Origin of the sequence: Paraburkholderia sp. BR13439 (assembly GCF_040948805.1) — a bacterium.
Taxonomy (GTDB): Bacteria; Pseudomonadota; Gammaproteobacteria; order Burkholderiales; family Burkholderiaceae; genus Paraburkholderia; species Paraburkholderia youngii.
Window position 1 is genome coordinate 70,009 of sequence record NZ_JBFPKN010000016.1, and the last position, 19,966, is coordinate 89,974.

Annotated in this window: 21 protein-coding genes; 8 read left to right on the forward strand and 13 right to left on the reverse strand. The window is 63.6% G+C overall.

Translation table 11 applies throughout. The features are described from left to right. Positions 1 to 23 precede the first annotated feature (23 nt). From AB3X96_RS28070 to kynB, 5 genes are all read right to left on the reverse strand, one after another. Positions 24 to 308: a contact-dependent growth inhibition system immunity protein gene (locus AB3X96_RS28070; protein ID WP_368592365.1), complete on the reverse strand. Its 285-nt coding sequence runs from the start codon at positions 306 to 308 to the stop codon at positions 24 to 26. Positions 309 to 379: 71 nt separating this feature from the next. Beyond that, positions 380 to 664, reverse strand: coding sequence for a contact-dependent growth inhibition system immunity protein (locus AB3X96_RS28075; RefSeq protein WP_368592297.1), 285 nt, complete (start codon positions 662 to 664; stop codon positions 380 to 382). A gap of 106 nt (positions 665 to 770) precedes the next feature. Beyond that, a complete protein-coding gene (gene kynA, locus AB3X96_RS28080) occupies positions 771 to 1,697 on the reverse strand; it encodes a tryptophan 2,3-dioxygenase (protein WP_368592298.1) in 927 nt (308 codons plus the stop codon). Positions 1,698 to 1,707: 10 nt separating this feature from the next. Continuing rightward, a complete protein-coding gene (gene kynU / locus AB3X96_RS28085) occupies positions 1,708 to 2,958 on the reverse strand; it encodes a kynureninase (protein WP_368592299.1) in 1,251 nt (416 codons plus the stop codon). A 27-nt stretch (positions 2,959 to 2,985) separates the two neighbouring features. Then, a complete protein-coding gene (kynB, locus tag AB3X96_RS28090; RefSeq protein ID WP_368592300.1) occupies positions 2,986 to 3,648 on the reverse strand; it encodes an arylformamidase in 663 nt (220 codons plus the stop codon). Positions 3,649 to 3,778: 130 nt separating this feature from the next. On the opposite strand from kynB, the gene AB3X96_RS28095 reads away from it, so the two are divergent. Further along, positions 3,779 to 4,294, forward strand: a complete 516-nt coding sequence (locus tag AB3X96_RS28095) for an Lrp/AsnC family transcriptional regulator (protein WP_013090375.1) — start codon at positions 3,779 to 3,781, stop codon at positions 4,292 to 4,294. 76 nt (positions 4,295 to 4,370) lie between these two features. On the opposite strand, the gene AB3X96_RS28100 is transcribed toward AB3X96_RS28095, so the two are convergent. Continuing rightward, positions 4,371 to 4,880: a flavin reductase family protein gene (locus AB3X96_RS28100; RefSeq protein WP_368592301.1), complete on the reverse strand. Its 510-nt coding sequence runs from the start codon at positions 4,878 to 4,880 to the stop codon at positions 4,371 to 4,373. Between the two features lie 560 nt (positions 4,881 to 5,440). Here AB3X96_RS28100 and msrA point away from each other — a divergent pair. Then, a complete protein-coding gene (gene msrA / locus AB3X96_RS28105; protein WP_368592302.1) occupies positions 5,441 to 5,980 on the forward strand; it encodes a peptide-methionine (S)-S-oxide reductase MsrA in 540 nt (179 codons plus the stop codon). Positions 5,981 to 6,042: 62 nt separating this feature from the next. On the opposite strand, the gene AB3X96_RS28110 is transcribed toward msrA, so the two are convergent. The 3 genes from AB3X96_RS28110 to pdxH all read right to left on the reverse strand — a co-directional run bounded on the left by AB3X96_RS28110 (position 6,043) and on the right by pdxH (position 9,479). Continuing rightward, the gene (locus tag AB3X96_RS28110) at positions 6,043 to 7,389 is read right to left on the reverse strand and encodes a DUF72 domain-containing protein (protein WP_368592303.1); all 1,347 of its coding nucleotides are present in this window, start codon (positions 7,387 to 7,389) and stop codon (positions 6,043 to 6,045) included. A gap of 84 nt (positions 7,390 to 7,473) precedes the next feature. After that, positions 7,474 to 8,688 (reverse strand): class I SAM-dependent methyltransferase, encoded by a 1,215-nt coding sequence (locus AB3X96_RS28115; RefSeq protein WP_368592304.1) that lies wholly within the window; start codon positions 8,686 to 8,688, stop codon positions 7,474 to 7,476. 149 nt (positions 8,689 to 8,837) lie between these two features. Then, on the reverse strand, positions 8,838 to 9,479 hold the full coding sequence (gene pdxH, locus AB3X96_RS28120) for a pyridoxamine 5'-phosphate oxidase (RefSeq protein ID WP_368592305.1): 642 nt from the start codon (positions 9,477 to 9,479) through the stop codon (positions 8,838 to 8,840). A 249-nt stretch (positions 9,480 to 9,728) separates the two neighbouring features. Between pdxH and tcdA the strand changes: the two genes are divergently transcribed. Next, the gene (tcdA, locus tag AB3X96_RS28125) at positions 9,729 to 10,586 is read left to right on the forward strand and encodes a tRNA cyclic N6-threonylcarbamoyladenosine(37) synthase TcdA (RefSeq protein ID WP_368592306.1); all 858 of its coding nucleotides are present in this window, start codon (positions 9,729 to 9,731) and stop codon (positions 10,584 to 10,586) included. Positions 10,587 to 10,654: 68 nt separating this feature from the next. Here the strand turns inward: tcdA and trxA are convergent, their stop codons facing one another. Continuing rightward, positions 10,655 to 11,503, reverse strand: coding sequence for a thioredoxin (trxA, locus tag AB3X96_RS28130; RefSeq protein ID WP_176385075.1), 849 nt, complete (start codon positions 11,501 to 11,503; stop codon positions 10,655 to 10,657). Positions 11,504 to 11,592: 89 nt separating this feature from the next. Further along, entirely contained in the window at positions 11,593 to 12,468 is an 876-nt protein-coding gene (locus tag AB3X96_RS28135; RefSeq protein WP_368592307.1) for a pirin family protein, read from the reverse strand. Between the two features lie 167 nt (positions 12,469 to 12,635). Between AB3X96_RS28135 and AB3X96_RS28140 the strand changes: the two genes are divergently transcribed. Beyond that, on the forward strand, positions 12,636 to 13,517 hold the full coding sequence (locus tag AB3X96_RS28140; RefSeq protein ID WP_368592308.1) for an EamA family transporter: 882 nt from the start codon (positions 12,636 to 12,638) through the stop codon (positions 13,515 to 13,517). 675 nt (positions 13,518 to 14,192) lie between these two features. Beyond that, on the forward strand, positions 14,193 to 14,927 hold the full coding sequence (locus AB3X96_RS28145) for an immunity 52 family protein (RefSeq protein ID WP_368592309.1): 735 nt from the start codon (positions 14,193 to 14,195) through the stop codon (positions 14,925 to 14,927). 30 nt (positions 14,928 to 14,957) lie between these two features. Here the strand turns inward: AB3X96_RS28145 and AB3X96_RS28150 are convergent, their stop codons facing one another. Next, positions 14,958 to 16,577, reverse strand: a complete 1,620-nt coding sequence (locus AB3X96_RS28150) for an N-acetylmuramoyl-L-alanine amidase (protein ID WP_176121710.1) — start codon at positions 16,575 to 16,577, stop codon at positions 14,958 to 14,960. After that, entirely contained in the window at positions 16,559 to 17,155 is a 597-nt protein-coding gene (tsaE, locus tag AB3X96_RS28155; protein ID WP_368592310.1) for a tRNA (adenosine(37)-N6)-threonylcarbamoyltransferase complex ATPase subunit type 1 TsaE, read from the reverse strand. Before tsaE ends, AB3X96_RS28150 begins: the two co-directional genes overlap by 19 nt. 17 nt (positions 17,156 to 17,172) lie before the next feature. Between tsaE and queG the strand changes: the two genes are divergently transcribed. Genes queG through xerD form a run of 3 tightly spaced genes read left to right on the forward strand, consistent with a single transcriptional unit; the run spans position 17,173 to position 19,953 of the window. Further along, positions 17,173 to 18,483 carry a tRNA epoxyqueuosine(34) reductase QueG gene (queG, locus tag AB3X96_RS28160; RefSeq protein WP_368592311.1) on the forward strand — a complete coding sequence of 437 codons (1,311 nt, stop codon included), beginning with the start codon at positions 17,173 to 17,175 and terminating at the stop codon, positions 18,481 to 18,483. 52 nt (positions 18,484 to 18,535) lie between these two features. Then, complete coding sequence (locus AB3X96_RS28165) at positions 18,536 to 19,006, forward strand: methylated-DNA--[protein]-cysteine S-methyltransferase (protein ID WP_176105201.1); 471 nt, start codon at positions 18,536 to 18,538, stop codon at positions 19,004 to 19,006. Then, positions 19,003 to 19,953: a site-specific tyrosine recombinase XerD gene (gene xerD, locus AB3X96_RS28170; protein WP_176105202.1), complete on the forward strand. Its 951-nt coding sequence runs from the start codon at positions 19,003 to 19,005 to the stop codon at positions 19,951 to 19,953. Before AB3X96_RS28165 ends, xerD begins: the two co-directional genes overlap by 4 nt. Positions 19,954 to 19,966 lie beyond the last annotated feature (13 nt).

Genomic DNA, 19,966 nt, shown 5'->3' on the forward strand with positions numbered 1-19,966 from the left:
GGGCCGTCCGTTGAGGCGCAGGCTTACTCACTTAGAAGGAGACGCTTAAGCTCATCAAGAAAAGATTCGGTGGTGTGACCCCACAGCGTCGGATCGAACTGCCTGCCGAATTCCTCCTCGAAGGCAGCGTCAAGATTTCCAGCGTGATCTCTCTTGAATCGGTCTATGTCGGCCACCTTGGCGTTAATCATTTCTGGCGTGCATCTGCTTACGCAAGCCCGCACCAACTCTTCAATTGTGTCTCCCCAGTAGTCGGAATCTTCATTGAAGTAGACTCCGATCAATTGTTCCAGATTGCCGTATCTCAGATATCGATGTTCACTCAAAATCATTGACCGAACCAGGCGGTGTGTGGTGGTCCGACGCGAGCAAACGCACGCTACTCGCTCAGAAGAAGACGCTTAATCTTGTCAAGGAAGTCCTCAGTGGTCTGCTCCCACGCCGTCGGATCGCACTGGTGGCCAAATTCCTCCTCGAAGGCCGCGTCAAGATTTCCGGCATCATCGCTCTTGAACCGGTCTATGTCGGCCACCGTCGCGCTAATCATTTCTGGCGTGCATCCGCTTGCACATGCCCGGACCAATTCTTCAACTGTGTTTCCCCAGCAGTCGAAATCTTCATTGAAGTAGCCAAGGATCAATTGGCCCAGATCATAATATTTCATGCACCAATACCCACCAATTATGTTTTTTATGGGGCTCTGATGCTGCCATTCTGATCATCTCTTAAGTCTCGGACGACTCCGAATTTATCGCGGCCCGCGCCAACCGTTACAGCATCGTCCGCACATGCCAAAGCTCGGGGAACAGCACGACATCGAGCATCTTGCGCAGATACGGCGCGCCGCTAGTGCCGCCGGTGCCCTGCTTGAAGCCGATGATGCGCTCGACGGTCGTCACGTGGCGGAAGCGCCATTGGCGGAACGCATCCTCGAGATCGACGAGTTCTTCCGCCATCTCGTACAGCTCCCAATGCTCGGACGGATTGCGATACACCTCTAGCCACGCCGCTTCCACCGACGCATCATGTTCCGTCGGCCTGGTCCAGTCACGTTCGAGCCGCGTGGGCGAAATCTTGAAGCCGCGACGCGCAAGCAGCCGCACCACTTCGTCGTAGAACGACGGCGCTTCGAGCGATGCCTTCACTTGCGCGTATACGTCGGCGCGATGCGCATGCGGCTTCAGCATCTGCTCGTTCTTGTTGCCGAGCAGGAATTCGATCTGCCGGTACTGATACGACTGGAAGCCCGACGAAGTGCCGAGGTACGGCCGCATCGCCGTGTATTCGGATGGCGTCATCGTCGCGAGCACGCTCCACGCCTGCACCAGTTGCTCCATGATCCGCGACACGCGCGCGAGCATCTTGAACGCGGGCGGCAGCTCGTCGCGATGCACGGCCGCGAGTGCCGCGCGCAACTCGTACAGCGCGAGCTTCATCCACAGCTCGCTCGTCTGATGCTGAATGATGAACAGCATCTCGTTGTGATCCGGGGACAACGGATGCTGCGCGTCCAGCACCGTGCCGAGCGACAGATAATCGCCGTAGCTCATCGACTCCGAGAAGTCGAGCTGCGCGTCGTGCCAGCCGCTATCGGTCGTGCTCGATGCCGGCGCCGAAGCCGTCTGTGCGTGCCCGAACGGGCAGCGTTGTGCCGCCGTTTCTTCTGGCAAGCCCGGCGTGTGCATGTGATCGGTCATTCTGTCGTCCTCAGGTAACGGCGCCGCGCTGGGCGAATTCAGGAGCTTTCCAGGCCTCGCGGGTGAGCACGTCGTGCAAGGTTTCGACGGCGTCCCAGACGTCGACGAAACGCGTGTACAGCGGCGTGAAGCCGAAACGCAGCACGTGCGGCTCGCGATAGTCGCCGATCACGCCACGCGCAATCAGCGCCTGCATCACCTCGTAGCCGTGCGGATGCTCGAAGCTCGCATGCGAGCCGCGCTGCGCATGCTCGCGCGGCGTCACGAGCTTCAGTGGAAATTCGCTGCAACGCGTCTCGACCAGTTCGATGAACAGATCGGTCAGCGCGAGCGACTTCTCGCGAACCGCCTGCATGTTGGTTTGCAGGAACACGTCGAGCCCGCATTCGACGAGCGCCATCGACACCATCGGCTGCGTGCCGCATAGGAAGCGGCCTACGCCGTTGTCGGGCTGATACGTCGGATTCATTTCGAACGGCGCGCGATGCCCCCACCAGCCCGACAGCGGCTGCGCGAACTCGTTCTGGTGGTGCTGGGGCACCCACACGAACGCGGGCGAACCGGGGCCGCCGTTCAGATACTTGTAGGTGCAGCCGACCGCGTAGTCGGCGCCGACGCCGTTCAGATCGACCGGCACCGCGCCCGCCGAATGCGCGAGATCCCATAGCGCGAGCGCGCCCCTGTCGTGGATCAGCTTCGTCAGCGCGGCCATGTCGTGCATATAGCCAGTCCGGTAGTTCACGTGCGTGATCATCGCGATCGCGGTGTCCGCGCCGATCGCGTCGGGCAGCTCGGACGGATCGTCGACGAGGCGCAGCTCGTAGCCGCGATCGAGCTGTTCGATCAAACCCTGCGCGATATACAGATCGCTCGGGAAGTTCGAGCGCTCGGACACGATCACGCGACGCTGCGGATCGCGCGCATTCGCGAGCCGCAGCGCGGCCGACAGCAGCTTGAACAGGTTGATCGAGATCGTGTCGGTGATCACGACTTCGTCTTCGGCTGCGCCGATCAACGGCGCGAGCTTGTTGCCGAGCCGGCGCGGCAGCACGAACCAACCGGATTTGTTCCAGCTGCGGATCAGCCCTTCGCCCCATTCGGCGGCGATCACGGTTTGCGCGCGCTGCGCGGCGGCGGCCGGCGGTACGCCGAGCGAGTTGCCGTCGAGATAGATAGTCGTCGGCGATAGCGCGAACTGGTCGCGCAGCGCTGCGAGCGGGTCGGCGCTGTCGAGCGCCACGGCTTCGTCACGATGGTTCATGGTCGTTCGATGGGTTGGGTTGTCGGGTCAGTAGCTCGCCGCGGGCGTGGCCAGGCGCGAGCCGGGTAGTGCGCGCAGCACCGCGCGCACCGGGCTCGCGTCGAGCGTGGTCAGCTTCAGCGGCAGCGCGATCAGCTCGTAGTCGCCGGGTTCGACCGCGTCGAGCACGATGCCTTCGAGAATCGCCATCCGGTGCGCGCGAATGCGGTGATGCGCGTCCATCGTCTTCGATTCCTGCGGATCGAGCGATGGCGTATCGATGCCGATCAGCTTCACGCCACGCGCGGCGAGCAGATCGACGGTCTCGGGCGCGACCGCGCAGAACGCGCTGTCCCACTCGCGCGTCGGCGCATTCCTGTAAGTGCGCAGTAAGACTCGCGGCGGCAGATCGTCGAGCGAGCCGGTCAGGTGTTGTGGCGTCACAACAGGCGACGCGCCGATACAGTCAATCACTCTGCATAAACCGAGATACGCGTCGAGCGGCACGTCGCCGATCGCGGCGCCGTCGGCGTCGTAGTGCAGCGGCGCATCGGTATGCGCGCCGGTGTGCGGCGACATCGTCAGACGCGCGACATTGACCGGCGAGCCAGCCTCCATGCGCCAGACGCGTTCGATGCCGACCGGCGTGTCGCCCGGCCAGACGGGCGTGGCGGGATCGACGGCGGGGGTGATGTCCCAGAGTGCTCGCATGACGGTTTCGACGGAAGGTGACTATCTCTAAATGATAGAGGTCAAGCCGTGAAATGTGATTGCGAAAAAATCTCCTAACGAGCCGTGTCTTGGAACATAATTTGAGCCAAACCGGAAAGGGAGACCGAATATGAACGCGATCTCGCTCGACGCCACCGATTGCCGTATCTTGACGGTGCTTCAGCAGGAAGGACGGATCAGCAATCTCGACCTGGCGGAGCGCATCTCGCTGTCGCCATCAGCCTGTCTGCGACGCCTGCGTCTGCTGGAAGAGCAGGGCGTCATCGAACACTACCGCGCGTGTCTGAACCGCGAAGTTTTGGGGTTCGAGCTGGAAGCGTTCGTGCAGGTGTCCATGCGCAACGACCAGCAGAACTGGCACGAGCGCTTTGCCGAGGCGTTGCGCGACTGGCCCGAAGTGGTCGGCGCGTTCGTCGTGACCGGCGAAACCCACTACCTGCTGCGCGTGCTCGCGCACAACCTCAAACACTATTCGGATTTCGTGCTCAACCGCCTGTACAAGGCGCCGGGCGTGATGGACATCCGCTCGAACATCGTGCTCGAAACGCTGAAGGAAGATTCGGGCGTGCCGGTGTCGCTCGTGAAGAAGAACAGCGGGCACGGGGCCACACATAGCGACCGTTGACGATGACGAGGGGGCGCGCCGTTTTTGGCGCGTCCGACCGACAAGCACTACCGGCGCGAGGGGCGCGCCGCGCCGCTCAAAGCGGCTTCAGGCCGTGGAACTGTCCGCTCTGGAACACCAGCGGCAGCATCTCCGCGGCATTTTCGTGCACGCCGCAGCGCTCCACTTCGCCGACGAAAATCACGTGGTCGCCTTCGTCGTAGCGGCTGCGGTTATGACATTCGAACCACGCGAGCGCGCCGTCGAGCACCGGCATGCCGGTGTCGCCCGCCGCGTGCGATACGCCCTCGAAGCGGTCGCCCTTCACGGTCGCGAAGCGCTTGCACAGATCGAGCTGCGTCGAAGACAGCACATTGATCACGTAGTGACTGTTGGCACGGAACACCGGCATCGATGCCGAGCGCGTCGCGAGACTCCATAGCACGAGCGGCGGAGAGAGCGACACCGAGTTGAACGAGCTGGCCGTGATGCCGATCAGCTGGCCGGACGCGGCGCGTGTCGTGATCACGGTGACGCCGGTCGCGAACTGGCTGAGCGCCTGTCTAAACGCGGACTGGTCGAAGTTGGGTGGGCTCGCGCTCTTCATCGGGGCAGGGTCCCCGGCGCGCGCCGTGTGAAAGACGGACTTAAGCGCGAATCGAGGCGCGGATAACAACGCGGATATGTGCGGCTGGCAGCGGATGTTTCGAAAGTCATGGTGAAAATCATCGATTTCCGCCAATTTTAACTGTAATCGCCGCGCGCGCCGCACGACGTTGCGTACGGTGCGCAATCCGGCGTTCGCTCGTTCACAGTCGAGCACGAACCGGCCGCCGTGTTTCGTGCGGACACGCCGATCGTCATGCTTCGTCTCGCCGCATTTTTCGCTTCGCTTCGCTGAACACGCGTTCGCCTGGGCGCGGCGCTTGCTGTTGTGCTGCATGGTTATTCACCCGTCGCGCGACGCCCTTTCTATACTCGATATCTGCACTGCGGGATTCGCGTGGAATGGCGCGACGCGTTGCAAACGGCGCCGCGCGACGGGTGCATCAGTTGTGCCTTTTAGTCCGCGTTTTCGGCCATATATTCGGATGCGGTGGCAGACCCGGCGGCGCTACGCAGGCCGACTGCCGGTCATTGTGTGGATCTGATCCTGGGGTGAAGCTTATGAACGAGACGGCAACGCTCGGCGGTGGATGTTTCTGGTGCCTCGAAGCGGTGTATCTGGACGTCGAGGGCGTCAACGCGGTGGAGTCGGGTTACGCGGGCGGTCACACGCGCCGTCCGAGCTATGAGCAGGTCTGCGACGGCGACACCGGTCACGCGGAAGTGGTCAGGGTCGACTTCGATCCGGCGAAGATCAGCTATCGCGAGATTCTCGACATCTTCTTCGCAATCCACGATCCGACCCAGGTGAACCGGCAGGGTAACGACGTCGGCACGCAATACCGCTCGGTGATCTTCACGCATTCCGATGCGCAGCGCGAAACCGCACTACAGGCGATTCGCGAGATCGGCGAACAGGGCATCTACGACGGCAAGATCGTGACCGAGGTGCTGCCGCTCGGCGACAACTACTGGCCCGCCGAGGCTTACCACCAGAACTATTTCGCGCAGCACCCGAATCAGGGCTACTGCTCGTTCGTGGTCGCGCCGAAGGTCGCGAAATTCCGCCAGAAGTTCGCGCATCGGATCAAGGCGCGCTAACGGCGCAGCGCGAGGATGGAGTCGGCAGCGGGCGGATACTCAAGGCCGCCCGCTGCTGCTCGTCACTGCGGTTCCTGTGCCTGCGATCGCGCATCATCAGCGCCGGCGCCATCATTCCCGCGTCCCTGGGTGACACGCACGCAGGCTTCGACGATCTCTTCGGCCAGCTTCACGCAGCTGAGCGGCGCCGATCCCTCCGCCTTGTTGTTGACCGCGATCACAACCGGCTGACCGGCCAGCGCGTAGCGCGCGGCCAGCTCGGCGAGCGACGCGCGCGTCGCCGGATCTTCGTCGACGAGCCGGTTGAACGGCTCGTACTTCGCCTTCGCCTGTTCGTATTTGAAGCCGCCGTGCAGGCTCCAGCGCACGATCAACGGACCGGCCGGCTCGCCGTCGAGCAGCGCGAGCGCCGCGGCCTGACGCAGCGGATCGGGCATCCGCGCATGAATGCCGACGCAGTAGCGCACGCCCGCCGTCTTCAGCATGCGGATGAAGCGTGGCGTGAGCAGACTCGCGTCGCGAATCTCGACCGCATAGCAACTGCCGTCGGGCAGCCTCGGCAGCGCGCCGAAAAACTCTCTCAGACGCTCGATGAACACCGCCGGCTGCGCGAGCATCTGATCCGGCAGCGGCGAGAACTGGAACACCAGCGCGCCGGCCTTTGCGCCGAGGCCTTCCACACAGGGCGTGACGAAGTCGTCGATCGCCATCTGCGCGTTCAGAAAGCACGGGTTCAACGACACCGGCTCGCCGCGCTCGGCGCGCACGGTGGCGTCGGTGATCGTCATCGGCGCCTTGACGATGAAGCGGAAGTGCTCGGGCACCTGCTGCGCGTAGCGCAGGTATTCGGTGACCGTCAGCGCCTGGTAGAACGAGCGGTCGATGCTGACCGTCTTCAGCAGCGGATGCGCGCCGTACGCGCTCAAGCCCTCGCGCGACAGTTTGCTGTTGCTGTAGTCGTCGCCGTAGACGATGCCGCTCCAGCCCGGGAACGACCATGTCGACGTGCCGAGGTGGATCTGCGGCGGCAATTGCGCCGCGAGCGCGAGCAGTTCGGGCGACGGCGGCACGGCGAGCACGTCGCGGCCGCGGCGTTTCTTCGGGGCGTCGGTGGGGGCGGGTGCGGAGTCTGATTCAGCAGCGGGGCTGTCGGGCGGGGCGTCGTCTTCGAACAGCGACGCGGCAGCGTTGGCCTTTGCGGGCTTCGGCGCGCGCTTGCGCTCTGGCTGCGCGGCAGCGCTTGCGATGGAGTCGGCCTCGCTCGTGGACACGGCCGGCGCTTCTACGGCAGCCTCCACCGGCATCCCGAACAGATCGAACTGCTGCGTGGCGTCGTGCGCCGCATCGTCCGTGCTGCCGTCGTTGCCGTTCAACGGCTCTTCAACGTCACTCGTCCTGCTGTGGTCCATCAATGTCCGGCCTGCTGTTGATCAGAATTGCGCCGCGGCGCGCGCTTCATGCACGCCGCCGCAGCGTAACCGGTCACAGCACGGTCACAGCGGTTTTTCGTACATGTAGCGGCGCGACCACGGCAGGGTTTTCGCGCTGCGGCCGGCTTTGCGGCACACCACCTGGAAGATCGACACGTCGTCGTTTTCGAACGCATACGCGCAGCCGGCCAAATACACGCGCCAGATGCGAAATTTTTCGTCGTCGACAAGCTTGCGCGCCTGATCCGCGTGGGCTTCGAAATTTTCCGCCCAGATATCGAGCGTGTGCGCATAGTGACGGCGCAGGCTTTCGACGTCAATCGGCTCGAGTCCGCCGCGCTGCATCGATTCGAGCGCGAGGCTGATATGCGGCAGCTCGCCGTCCGGAAACACGTAGCGGTCGATGAACTCGCCGCCGCCGAGCGCGGTTTCGCCGCTATCGGCGTCGCTCGACGTGATGCCGTGGTTCATCGCGATGCCGTCGTCGGCGAGCAGATCGTGCATCTTCTGGAAATAGCCGGGCAGGTTCTTGCGGCCGACGTGCTCGAACATGCCGACGCTCGTGATGCGGTCGAACTGCCCCGGGATGTCGCGATAGTCCTGCAGGCGGATTTCGATCTGGTTCTCGAGGCCCGCCGCCTTGACGCGCGCGGTGGCGAGATCGAACTGGTTCTGCGACAGCGTGACGCCGACGCACTTCGCGCCGAACTTCTGCGCGGCGCGCAGCACGAGCGCACCCCAGCCGCAGCCGATGTCGAGCAGACGCTGGCCGGGCTGCAGCTGGATTTTGGTCAGAATGTGATCGATTTTCTTCAGCTGCGCCGTTGCGAGGTCTTCGGTGCCGGTCTCGAAGTACGCGCACGAGTAGACCATGTTCTCGTCGAGCCACAGCTTGTAGAACTCGTTCGACACGTCGTAGTGATACTGGATGGCTTTTTTATCCGACGTTTTCGAATGATTGAAGTAGCGCCGCACGCGCGCGAGCTTGCCGGCGCTCGTCACGGTACTGCGTGCGAGCTGATAGCCGATATTGATGATGTCCGACAGCTTGCCCTCGATGTCGATCTTGCCTTTGACATAGGCTTCGCCAAGATTGTCGAGGCTCGGTTCGAGCAGATAGGGCAGCGCGGTTGCGCTCTTCACGTGTAGCGTGACCTGGGGCGCGGCGAACTGCCCGAAGTCGTGTTGCTGACCGTCCCACAGCACGAGGCGTGCGGGCAGGTTAGCTGTGGCTTTGACATCTTCAACCCACTGCGCCAGCTTTTTCTCCCAGAACATGTGATCTCTCCGTGTTCGTTGATTTAAAGCAAAGCTGTGTGGATCGCGATAGGGCGCGGCGCATTCCGCGGGCCGCGCAACGCAATCCCGCCGACGCGCGCCGCTACGATGGCGGCACGGCCGGCGTCATTCGTCCCATCATCGTCCGGTCAGGGCGACAGGCGTGCGATCAGCCAGTTGGCGCCTTCTTCCGCGCGCGTATAAAGCAGACGATCGTGCAGCCGCGATGGCCGCCCCTGCCAGAACTCGATCGCGTCGGGCACCAGACGGTAGCCACCCCAGTGCGGCGGACGCGGAGGATTTTCGCCGTATTGCAGGCTGATTTCGCGTTCGCGTACTTCGAGCTGCGAGCGGCTTTCAATTACCTGACTCTGATTCGATGCCCATGCGCCGATCCGCGAGCCGAGCGGACGCGATGCGAAATACGCGTCACTTTCTGCCTCGCTCGTTTTGACGACACGGCCCTCGATGCGCACCTGGCGTTCGAGTTCGATCCAGTAAAACAGCAGGCTCGCGTAGGGATTCGCGCTCAGTTCGCGGCCTTTGCGGCTCTCGTAGTTGGTGAAGAACACGAAACCACGCTCGTCGACCCCCTTGATAAGCACGATGCGTGCCGAAGGCCGGCCGCGCGCGTCGACCGTGGCCAGCGTCATCGTATTCGGCTCGGGCAGCTTGGCGTCGATGGCCTGCTGGAACCACGTGTCGAATTGACGGAACGGATCGTGGTTGACGTCGGCAACGTCCAGTGAGCCCAGCGAGTAGTTTTTTCGAAGCTCGGCGAGTGAGATCATGTTCTTATGCGAACGCTACAGTGGGCCAAGTATAGCTAAGGCACCAGGTTTTTGCGCGCGAGCGGATCAACGTATGGCGGGCGCATATTGCGAGCGCCAAGCCTGCAACGTTGCGTCGCTGCTCGGGGTCCTGCGCGGCTGCTTTCACGTGTTCAGGCAAAATACGGGCTGCGCGCCTGATTGGCCAAAGCGAATTGCCAACGCGCCGCCGCCTGTTACGTTCCGCCTGTGTTTTCGAGCCCTGCCATCATGTCCAGCACCACCGCGCAATCCGATCTTACTACCAGCCTCGACGCGAACGAAACCGCCGACCGCGCTCGCCGGTTCGGCGGCATCGCCCGTCTGTATGGCGCGCCCGCGCTCGCCGCGTTCGAGGGGGCGCACGTCGCGGTGATCGGCATCGGCGGGGTAGGGTCGTGGGTCGCGGAGGCGCTAGCGCGCAGTGCGCTCGGCACGCTGACGCTGATCGATCTCGACAACGTCGCGGAAAGCAACACTAACCGGCAGATTCACGCGCTCGACGGCAACTACGGAAAACCGAAGGTCGAAGCGATGGCCGAGCGCATCACGGCGATCAATCCATACTGCGACGTGCGGCTGATCGAAGACTTCGTCGAACCGGACAATTTCGCGGCGACGCTCGGCGACGGCTTCGACTATGTGATCGACGCGATCGACAGCGTGCGCACGAAGACCGCGCTGATCGCGTGGTGCGTCGAGCGCAAGCAGCCGCTGATCACGGTCGGCGGCGCGGGCGGTCAGCTCGACCCGACGCGTATCCGCATCGACGATCTGGCGCTGACGATTCAGGACCCGCTGCTGTCGAAGGTGCGCGGGCAGTTGCGCAAGCAGCACGGCTTTCCGCGCGGGCCGAAAGCGAAGTTCAAGGTGAGCGCAGTGTATTCCGACGAGCCGCTGATCTATCCGGAAGCGGCCGTCTGCGACATCGATGAAGAAGCCGAGCACGTGAGCACGTCGCCCGGACATACGGGGCCGGTCGGTTTGAACTGCGCGGGGTTTGGGTCCAGCGTGTGCGTGACCGCGAGCTTTGGTTTTGCGGCTGCGGCGTATGTGTTGCGGGAGCTGGCGAAGAGGGCGACGGTTTAGGTGACAGCCTGGGCGGCGGTTTCAACCGCTCTGACCCAGGCCGCCATCGGGCAAAACATCACGAACGATCAATTCAACGAGGCGCTCAGCTTGCGCCGCCACTGCGCCACCAGCTCCGGCTGATGCGCGGCCAGATCGAACACCGACAACATCGTCTTGCGGCCGATATCCTCGCGGAACGCGCGGTCGCGCTGCACGATCGCGAGCAGATGTTCGAGCGCCTGCGCATATTTGTGCCGCGCGATAAACGCATTTGCGAGATCGAAGCGCGCTTCGAGATCGTCGGGATTGCCCGCGACGCGCGCTTCGAGCGCATCGGTGGGCGGCAGGTCCGCGGCGGCGTCCACCGCGTCGAGCCTGGTTTTGATTGCGTTGAAACGCGCGTCGATGCCTTGCGTGGTTTTCGGCGACAGCAAATCGACTTCGTTGCGCGCCTCGTCGATACGGTTGTCTTCGAGCAGCAACTCGATGCGGTCCATGCGCGCGTCGTCGAACCCCGGGTCGTACGCAAGCGCCGCTTGCAGCAGGTCGTAGGCGTCGTCGCGGCGGCCTTCGGCGAGCGCGGTCTGCGCTTCGATGCGCGCTCCCGGCGCGCCCTGCGGCACGAGCCGGTCGAGGAACTCGCGCAGCTGTCCTTCCGTGAGCACGCCGATGAACTGATCGACGGCCTGGCCGTCGGCGAACGCGATCACGTGCGGAATGCTGCGCACCTGGAAGTGCGCGGCCAGTTCGTGGTTCTCGTCCACGTTGACCTTCACGAGTTTCCATTTGCCGGCGGCTTCGGCTTCGAGCTTTTCGAGCATCGGGCCGAGACTCTTGCAGGGGCCGCACCACGGCGCCCAGAAATCGACCAGCACGGGGGCCAGCATCGACGCCTTGATGACGTCCTGTTCGAAAGTGGCCAGAGTGGTGTCCATTGCGTCCTCGTCGATAGAAACGGTTTGTGGCTAGCTGGGGCCGAATCGCGCGATTTCAATGCGGTCCTGCGCATGCGGCCCCGGCGCCGTTACTTGCGCTGCGGCAGCGGAATCCATTCGGTTTCGCCGGGCACGTGGCCCATTTCCTGATTCGTCCATGCGAGCTTCGCGGCTTCGATCTTCTCGCGTGAGCTCGCGACGAAATTCCATTCGATGAAGCGCTCGCCGTCGAGCTTCTCGCCGCCGAGCAGCATCACGCGCGCGCCGTGGGTACTCGCGAGCGTGACGGTTTCGTCCAGCGCGAGCACGGCCATCTGGCCGGCTTCGAGCGTGGCGCCGTCGATCTCCAGATCGCCTTCCACCAGATATACGCCGCGCTCCTCGTGCTCCGGTTCGAGCGCGAACGCGCTGCCCGGCGTGAAGTCGGCGGCGACGTACAGCGTGCCCGAGAACGTCGCGACCGGCGACACCGCGCCGAACGCGGTGCCCGCGATCACGCGCAGCGTCACGCCATTGCGCTCGACGACCGGCAAGGTCGCCGCCGCATGATGCGCGAACGACGGCTCGGCGTCTTCATCTGCGAGCGGCAGTGCGACCCAGGTCTGGATGCCGTGAATTCTCTGGCCGCGCGCGCGATCTTCGGCCGGCGTGCGCTCCGAATGGACGATGCCGCGTCCGGCCGTCATCCAGTTGACGTCGCCGGGGACGATCTTCTGCTCGGAGCCGAGGCTGTCGCGATGCATGATCGCGCCGTCGAACAGATAGGTGACGGTCGCGAGGCCGATATGCGGATGCGGGCGCACGTCGAGGCCGGTGCCGGGTTCGAGGGTCGCCGGGCCCATGTGGTCGAAGAAGATGAACGGGCCGACGAGGCGCGCCGCCATCGCCGGCAGCACGCGTCGCACGGCCAGATTGCCGATGTCGCGTAGGTGCGGTGTGAGGACGGCTTTGATCGAGGAAGTCATGGGCAGGCTCGACGGGAAAGTGGAAGAAGAAAGCTCGAATGGACGATTCTACTGCGCGTCGCGCGCGGCCGACGGCAACGGTGCACGCTCGCCATCGGCGGGCGCAACGAACCGGGGTCGCAGCCTCGGCTACACTGCCGGATCGAACCATTTCATTGGAGACCTGGATGTCGCCCAGGGACTTGCTGCTCGCGCTGATCGTCGTGGTCGCGTGGGGCGTCAATTTCGTCGTGATCAAGGTCGGCCTGCATGGCGTGCCGCCGATGCTGCTCGGCGCGCTGCGCTTTGCGCTCGCCGCGGTGCCGGCGGTGTTCTTCGTCAAGCGGCCGCAGATGCCTTGGCGGTGGCTATTCGCCTACGGCGCGACGATCTCGTTCGGGCAATTCGCGTTCCTGTTCTCGGCGATGTACGTCGGCATGCCGGCGGGGCTCGCGTCGCTGGTGCTGCAGGCGCAGGCGTTTTTCACGCTGATTTTCGCGGCGCTGTTTCTGCACGAACGCTTCCGTTTGCCGAACGTCGCGGGTCTGCTGATCGCCGCGGCGGGGCTCGCGGTGATCGGCCTGCAAGGCGGCCACACGATGTCGCTCGTCGGGTTCCTGCTGACGCTATGCGCCGCGTGCATGTGGGCGCTCGGCAATATCGTCACGAAGAAGGTCGGCAAGGTCGATCTGGTCGGACTCGTCGTGTGGGGCAGCCTGATTCCGCCGCTGCCATTTTTCGCCGCGTCGTTCGTGTTCGAAGGGCCGCGCGAGATCGCCGCCGCGCTGACCGGTATCACCGCGCTGTCGATCTTCGCGGTCGTCTATCTGGCGTTTATCGCGACGTTGGTCGGCTATGGCTTGTGGAGCCGTCTGCTGTCGCGCTATCCGGCGAGCCAGGTCGCGCCGTTCTCGTTGCTGGTGCCGATCGTCGGTCTCGCGTCGGCGTCGCTGCTGCTCGGCGAGGAACTGTCGGCGATGCAGGTGGCGGGCGCATTGCTCGTGATGGCGGGGCTCGCGGTCAACGTGTTCGGTGACTGGGTCGTGCAACGCTTGATGCCGGCGCGCTGAGCAACCGTTGCGCCACGCGTTGCGCGCGTGAATAGAAAAACGGCCGTGAGGCCTAATGCCGTTCGGTCAAGCGACTGAACGGCATTTCGTTTTTTTGGCGCAAAGCAGTTGTAAACGGGGACGGCGGCGTCGGCTACCCGCACGCCAGGCACGCACCCGAAGCACTGAGCTTCATCCGCGCGTTGCATACCATTCAGTACGAAATGGCCTAGGCGGACGTGACGCGCTCGTACGGCAAACCGCCCGCGTTGCTCAGGCGCTTGCGAGCGCTCTCAAGCAACTTCCCAATGAGAAACGGCCCGGGCGCACCTGCGCTCGGATCGTCAAATCCAGACCGTTTCGCTATACCATTCGCGTTCTCAAAAGAGACCTTAATTGGACGGCATACGGCTCAATGCCGCTTTTTTTGGACGGTGATGTTGGAGAAATGCACCTGAAAATAAGATGGCAGAGCAACTGCGAATATCCGTCAAAGCGGTTTTTATCTCAATTTAAAGTCGTTGACGGTGTCGCGTTTTAGATGATTAATTCGTCGGATGTGTTCTGGAAAAATAGCGTTCGCCGGAGTTTTTCTAGATTCCGGCAGTCATAGATTGGCTGTGCGAACCAGAGAGTTTATGTTGCCACCACTGCAGAGATTTGGCGTTTCTTCCGTTTTCCAGCCGTGAGAAAATAATGAACCTGTCAGAACAACATCATGATCGGACTGATTTACCCAATGCAGATTGGCAAACTCACTTGAGTCGCCTGCGGCCTGTCATCGACCTACTGAAACGCAAAGATAGGGAGTTGAGCGAATGGTATCTACAGGGCGAGAGCGAGCAAGAGGCACTTCAGCATCGCGCCTATGACGACAAAGTTCCATCAACGACTGCAATCGATGCTCTTTCGAAAGAGTACGCGGGGAAAAGCAAAGACGATCCAAAATCAATCGGAATATGGAATGGGGTTAGATCAGATCAGGTTGGCGCATCAATAACAGTCGAGATTGATGGCGGAGAGATTTTTTCAAAATCGCTTGACATATCCCTTAACGAGAAGATGGGAAATCGGAATTCCCGCCTGGGCGACTATAACTCTGTAGCAGAGGTTCTTTCTAAAATTGTGGAAATCTATGGGTCGTTCTACATCACATTCGGCCCGTACTTCTATTTCAAGGAAAAAGTGTTTGAAGATCGTCCTGGCGTTAGCTGGATGCTCTACTTACCCCATACTCTCACAGCCGCCCAAGTGCCAGAAGCGCGCGCCCTGATCCCTGTCAAGCGCGAAGACAAGCAGCAAGGCACGATCATTGTCAGCGTGACGGACGAGGTATTCGACGTGAACAACCGCGATCACGTCAAGGCGGCTAACGATATCGAAATGCGTCTGGCAGATCAGGATTTGTTGCCACGATTCGTTGACCTTTGAGCTTTGACGTGCATCCAATCGCTGCCGACATCACGTCATGCGGCTCTTGGCGAGCGGCGGATTCGCCGCGAAATAGCGCTTGATGCCGGTCAGAATCGCGTTGGCCATCTTGTCGCGATACGCGTCGTCATTCAGGCGCCGCTCTTCATCCGGATTGCTGATGAACGCGGTTTCGACGAGGATCGACGGAATGTCCGGCGCCTTCAGCACCGCGAAGCCGGCCTGCTCGACCGAGCCCTTGTGCAGCTTGTTGATGTCGCCGATCTCCTTGAGCACGAAGTTGCCGTAGCGCATCGAGTCGCGAATCTGCGCGGTGGTCGACATGTCGAATAGCGCTCGGTTTACGGTGGCGTCGTCGGATTTGATGTTGATGCCGCCGATCAGGTCCGACGAGTTTTCCTTGTTCGCCATCCAGCGCGCGGCCGCGCTCGACGCGCCGTGCTCCGACAGCGCGAAAACCGACGAGCCCTTCGCCTCGGGCGTCGTGAACGCGTCCGCGTGGATCGACACGAACAGGTCCGCGCCGACGCGCCGCGCCTTCTGCACGCGCACGTTCAACGGCACGAAGAAGTCGGCGTCGCGCGTCATCATCGCGCGCATGTTCGGCTGCGCGTCGATCTTCGCGCGCAGTTTCTTCGCGATGTCGAGCGCGACGTGCTTCTCGTAGGTGCCTGACCCACCGATCGCGCCCGGGTCCTCGCCGCCATGACCCGGATCAATCGCGACGGTGAGCAGTCGCACGGTGTTGCTGCGGCCCGACTTCGGCGTGGTGAATGCGTAGGTGTCGCCGTTGTCGCCGAGGTTGTCGTTGTTGCTGTCGAGGCCGCGTGCGGTGTCGTTGCCGTTGGCGCTGCCACCCTTGTTGCGGGCGATCACGCTGGGCGGCGCGGACGGCGCAGAGGGTGTGGGCTGCCTGCCGGCAATGGCGGGTGCGGACGGCGCCGGCGTGCCGCGCGCGGGCGGACGCGGTACGCCCGCGGCGCCATTGCCAGCACCACTACCCGCGCCACCGTTCTGCGCGTAATGCTCGAAGAACGCCTCGCTGTTGTCGACGGGCGGCGGCGTGCCGGGGCCGGAAAGCGTCGCCGGCGGCGCGCCGTTTTCTTCGTTGAGCGCCTGCTGCTTGCGCTCGGACTGCGCGAGCAGGTCCATCAGCGGATCGGGCGCGACTGCCGGATACAGGTCGAACACGAGCCGGTACTTGTACGCGCCGACTGGCGGCAGCGCGAACACCTGCGGCTTCACCGAGCCCTTCAGGTCGAACACCATTCGCACCACGTGCGGCTGATACTGCCCGACCCGCACCGACGATATCTGCGGATCGTTCGGTGTGATCTTCGACACCAGTTCCTTGAGCGCCTGATCGAGATCGAGGCCGTTCAGATCGACGACGAGCCGGTCCGGTCCCTGCAGCAGTTGCTGCGTGTTCTGCAGCGGCTGATCGGATTCTATCGTCACGCGCGTGTAGTCGCGCGCGGGCCACACACGCACGCCGAGCACCGAGCTCGCAAACGCGAGACGTGGCGCGACGAGGCCGAGCACCAGCGTCGACGCGCCCGCGCGCAGGATCTGCCGGCGCCGCCAGTTATGCGTTGCGCCCGCTGCCGATTCGATCGAATGGAACGGTTTGATTAACATCTTTCGAGACATGCCTTTCCTGATTCGCTATAAGCGCGTGCGACGAGTGTGCGTGCGTCCGCGTTTGCGTCCATGTTGCCGACGAGCCCGAGCGAGAAGACGAGATCCGGCACACCGAGCAGCGGTCCCGCGCGTTGCGGCCATTCGACGAGGCAGACCGCGCCGCTATCGAAATATTCGCGAAAGCCCGCGTCGGCCCATTCGGCCGGATCGGAGAATCTGTACAGATCGAAGTGATAGAGCGCGAGTTCCCCAGCGGGCCGTGCGAGCACATACGGTTCGACGAGCGTGTAGGTCGGACTGCGCACGCGGCCGGTGTGGCCGAGGCCGCGCAAGGTCGCGCGCACGAGCGTGGTTTTGCCGGCGCCGAGATCGCCGACGAGTTGGACTTGCAGGCCGTGGAATGCGAGGTCGCTTACGGCGCCGGGCTGTGCTGACTGTGCCTGCTGCGATGCCGCGCGCACGCTTTCGATCGCCTGTGCGAAGCGCGCGCCGAACGTCTGCGTGGCGGCTTCGTCCGCGAGCGCGAAAGAGCGTTCGAGCAGCACCGGAGCGGACGGTAGGGTCGCGTGATCGGGATTGACGGGCATTCTCGTAAAATGGCGTGATGAACCGAAGTCCGAAGTCCCCTGTTTCCTGCACGCCCGCATCGGCCGATGATGCCGTGCGAGCTTCTGATGCAACGTCCCGTTTCGATGAGGCGGCGCTTCGTGCGCTCGCGCTCGACATCAAGACGTGGGGCCGTGAACTCGGTTTCGGGGCGATCGGCATTAGCGATACCGATCTGTCGGCCGCCGAAGCGCCGCTTGCAGCGTGGCTCGAAGCGGGTTGCCACGGCGAGATGGATTATATGGCCAAACACGGCATGAAACGCGCGAGGCCCGCCGAGCTTGTGGCCGGCACGCGACGCGTGATCACCGTGCGCATCGCCTATTTGCCTGCGCGGACGCTGGAAGCAGAGGCGGCTGAAGAGACGTATGAAGGGGCGCATGAACGCGCGCCTGAAAGCATGCCGCAAGACGTAAGGCCACCCCCCTCACGCGCGACACCCCGCGCGCGCGACTGGCGCGCGGCCGAGCACGCGCGGCTCGCGGACCCATCGACGGCGGTCGTGTCGATCTATGCGCGCGGCCGCGACTATCACAAGGTGATGCGTCAGCGCTTGCAACAACTGGCCGACCGGATCGAAGCGGCGACCGGGCCGTTCGGCTATCGCGTGTTCACCGATTCGGCGCCGGTGCTCGAAGTCGAGCTCGCGCAGAAGGCCGGCATCGGCTGGCGCGGCAAGCACACCTTGCTGCTGCAGCGCGACGCCGGCTCGCTGTTTTTCCTCGGCGAGATCTACGTCGACATCCCGCTGCCGACCGACGCCCAAACCTCGCCCGAGGCCGCGCCCGAAACGCCGGGCTCGCATTGCGGCAGCTGCGCGCGCTGCATCGGCGCCTGTCCGACCGGCGCGATCGTCGCGCCGTACAAGGTCGACGCGCGGCGCTGCATCTCGTATCTGACGATCGAGCTGAAGGGCAGTATTCCGCGCGAGCTGCGGCCGCTGATCGGCAATCGGGTGTATGGCTGTGATGATTGCCAGCTCGTGTGTCCGTGGAACAAGTTCGCGCAGGCCGCGCCGGTCGCCGATTTCGACGTGCGGCACGGGCTCGATCGCGCGTCGCTGGTCGAACTGTTCGCGTGGAGCGCGCAGGAGTTCGATACGCGCATGCAGGGCAGCGCGATTCGCCGCATCGGCTACGAGTGCTGGCTGCGCAATCTCGCCGTCGGCATGGGCAACGCGTTGCGCGCCGCGCCCGGAGCTCTCGACGCCGACGCGCGCGATGCGATCGTGCGGGCGTTGAAGCAGCGAGCCGACGATCCGTCGGCGCTCGTGCGCGAGCATGTGGAGTGGGCGCTGGAAGCGGCGTAAAGTCGTGGCAATTCGGTGCCGGCAATCCGGCACGCTAGAGGAGCAGGCAATCATGTTCAACGCAGTGATCGATGCGCCGTTCGGCAAGGTCGGCATCCGGCTCGAAGGCGAGGCGGTGCGCGAGATCGTCTATCTGCCCGACTCGACGCGCAACGTCGCGCCCGAGACGCCGCTCGCACGCGAGGCGGCCGAACAGATCGAGCGTTACTTCGAGAGCGCGTCGGCGAAGTTCGAGCTGCCGCTCGCCGAGTGCGGCACCGCGTTCCAGCGGCGCGTGTGGCAGGCGATCTGCGACATCCCGCCGGGTGTCGTGCTGACTTACGGACAACTCGCGAAGCAGCTCGGCAGCGTGCCACGCGCGGTCGGCCAGGCGTGCGGCGCGAATTTCTTTCCGATCGTGATTCCGTGTCACCGCGTGGTGAGTGCGAGCGGCATCGGCGGCTTCGCGCACGACGGCGGCGACGGCTTCTTTCGCGACGTGAAGCGCTGGCTGCTCGCGCATGAAGGTGTGCCGTACGCATGAGCATGAGCCCCGATACCGCTGAAAACGTCGAAGACACAGCCGCCGTATCGCCGCTGTTGCTGACCAGCTCCGCATCGATCGACGCCTTTTGCGACGCGCTGTGGCTCGAACACGGCCTGTCGCGCAACACGCTCGACGCGTATCGCCGCGACTTGCGCCTGTTCTGCGAATGGCTCGCGCACACGCGCAATGCGTCGCTCGACACCGCGAGCGAAGCCGACCTGCGCGCCTACAGCGCGGCGCGGCAAAAGGACAAGGCGACCTCGGCGAACCGCCGTCTGTCGGTGTTTCGCCGCTATTACGCTTGGGCGGTGCGCGAGCATCGCGCGGCCGCCGATCCTACGGTGCGCCTCCGCTCGGCGAAGCAGCCGCCGCGTTTTCCGTCGACGTTGAGCGAAGCGCAGGTCGAAGCGCTGCTCGGCGCGCCCGACCTCGATACGCCGCTCGGCTTGCGCGATCGCACGATGCTCGAGCTGATGTACGCGAGCGGATTGCGCGTGACCGAACTGGTCACGCTGAAGACCGTCGAGGTGGGACTCAACGAAGGCGTCGTGCGTGTAACCGGCAAGGGCTCGAAGGAGCGGCTGGTGCCGTTCGGCGAAGAGGCGCACGCGTGGATCGAGCGCTATCTTCGCGAGGCGCGCCCGGCGCTGCTCGGCCCGCGCGCGGCCGACGCGCTATTCGTGACGGCACGCGCCGAAGGCATGACGCGCCAGCAGTTCTGGAACATCATCAAGCGACACGCGCAGGCGGCGGGTGTGCATGCGCCGCTGTCGCCGCATACGTTGCGGCATGCGTTCGCGACGCACCTGCTCAATCACGGTGCCGATCTGCGCGTCGTGCAATTGCTGCTCGGCCACACCGATATTTCGACGACGCAGATTTATACGCACGTCGCGCGAGAGCGTCTGAAATCGCTCCATGCGCAGCATCATCCGCGCGGCTGAGCGCGACGTGAAG

Bases quoted from the DNA above. Each gene is read 5' to 3' on its own strand.
- AB3X96_RS28095 (WP_013090375.1), top strand. From the start codon at position 3,779: ATGAACGCGATCTCGCTCGACGCCACCGATTGCCGTATCTTGACGGTG.
- pdxH (WP_368592305.1), bottom strand. From the start codon at position 9,479: ATGATCTCACTCGCCGAGCTTCGAAAAAACTACTCGCTGGGCTCACTG.
- msrA (WP_368592302.1), top strand. From the start codon at position 5,441: ATGAACGAGACGGCAACGCTCGGCGGTGGATGTTTCTGGTGCCTCGAA.
- AB3X96_RS28145 (WP_368592309.1), top strand. From the start codon at position 14,193: ATGAACCTGTCAGAACAACATCATGATCGGACTGATTTACCCAATGCA.
- AB3X96_RS28075 (WP_368592297.1), bottom strand. From the start codon at position 664: ATGAAATATTATGATCTGGGCCAATTGATCCTTGGCTACTTCAATGAA.
- trxA (WP_176385075.1), bottom strand. From the start codon at position 11,503: ATGGACACCACTCTGGCCACTTTCGAACAGGACGTCATCAAGGCGTCG.
- kynA (WP_368592298.1), bottom strand. From the start codon at position 1,697: ATGACCGATCACATGCACACGCCGGGCTTGCCAGAAGAAACGGCGGCA.
- tcdA (WP_368592306.1), top strand. From the start codon at position 9,729: ATGTCCAGCACCACCGCGCAATCCGATCTTACTACCAGCCTCGACGCG.
- kynB (WP_368592300.1), bottom strand. From the start codon at position 3,648: ATGCGAGCACTCTGGGACATCACCCCCGCCGTCGATCCCGCCACGCCC.
- xerD (WP_176105202.1), top strand. From the start codon at position 19,003: ATGAGCATGAGCCCCGATACCGCTGAAAACGTCGAAGACACAGCCGCC.
- AB3X96_RS28165 (WP_176105201.1), top strand. From the start codon at position 18,536: ATGTTCAACGCAGTGATCGATGCGCCGTTCGGCAAGGTCGGCATCCGG.
- AB3X96_RS28115 (WP_368592304.1), bottom strand. From the start codon at position 8,688: ATGTTCTGGGAGAAAAAGCTGGCGCAGTGGGTTGAAGATGTCAAAGCC.
- queG (WP_368592311.1), top strand. From the start codon at position 17,173: ATGAACCGAAGTCCGAAGTCCCCTGTTTCCTGCACGCCCGCATCGGCC.
- kynU (WP_368592299.1), bottom strand. From the start codon at position 2,958: ATGAACCATCGTGACGAAGCCGTGGCGCTCGACAGCGCCGACCCGCTC.
- AB3X96_RS28110 (WP_368592303.1), bottom strand. From the start codon at position 7,389: ATGGACCACAGCAGGACGAGTGACGTTGAAGAGCCGTTGAACGGCAAC.
- tsaE (WP_368592310.1), bottom strand. From the start codon at position 17,155: ATGCCCGTCAATCCCGATCACGCGACCCTACCGTCCGCTCCGGTGCTG.
- AB3X96_RS28100 (WP_368592301.1), bottom strand. From the start codon at position 4,880: ATGAAGAGCGCGAGCCCACCCAACTTCGACCAGTCCGCGTTTAGACAG.
- AB3X96_RS28135 (WP_368592307.1), bottom strand. From the start codon at position 12,468: ATGACTTCCTCGATCAAAGCCGTCCTCACACCGCACCTACGCGACATC.
- AB3X96_RS28140 (WP_368592308.1), top strand. From the start codon at position 12,636: ATGTCGCCCAGGGACTTGCTGCTCGCGCTGATCGTCGTGGTCGCGTGG.
- AB3X96_RS28150 (WP_176121710.1), bottom strand. From the start codon at position 16,577: ATGTCTCGAAAGATGTTAATCAAACCGTTCCATTCGATCGAATCGGCA.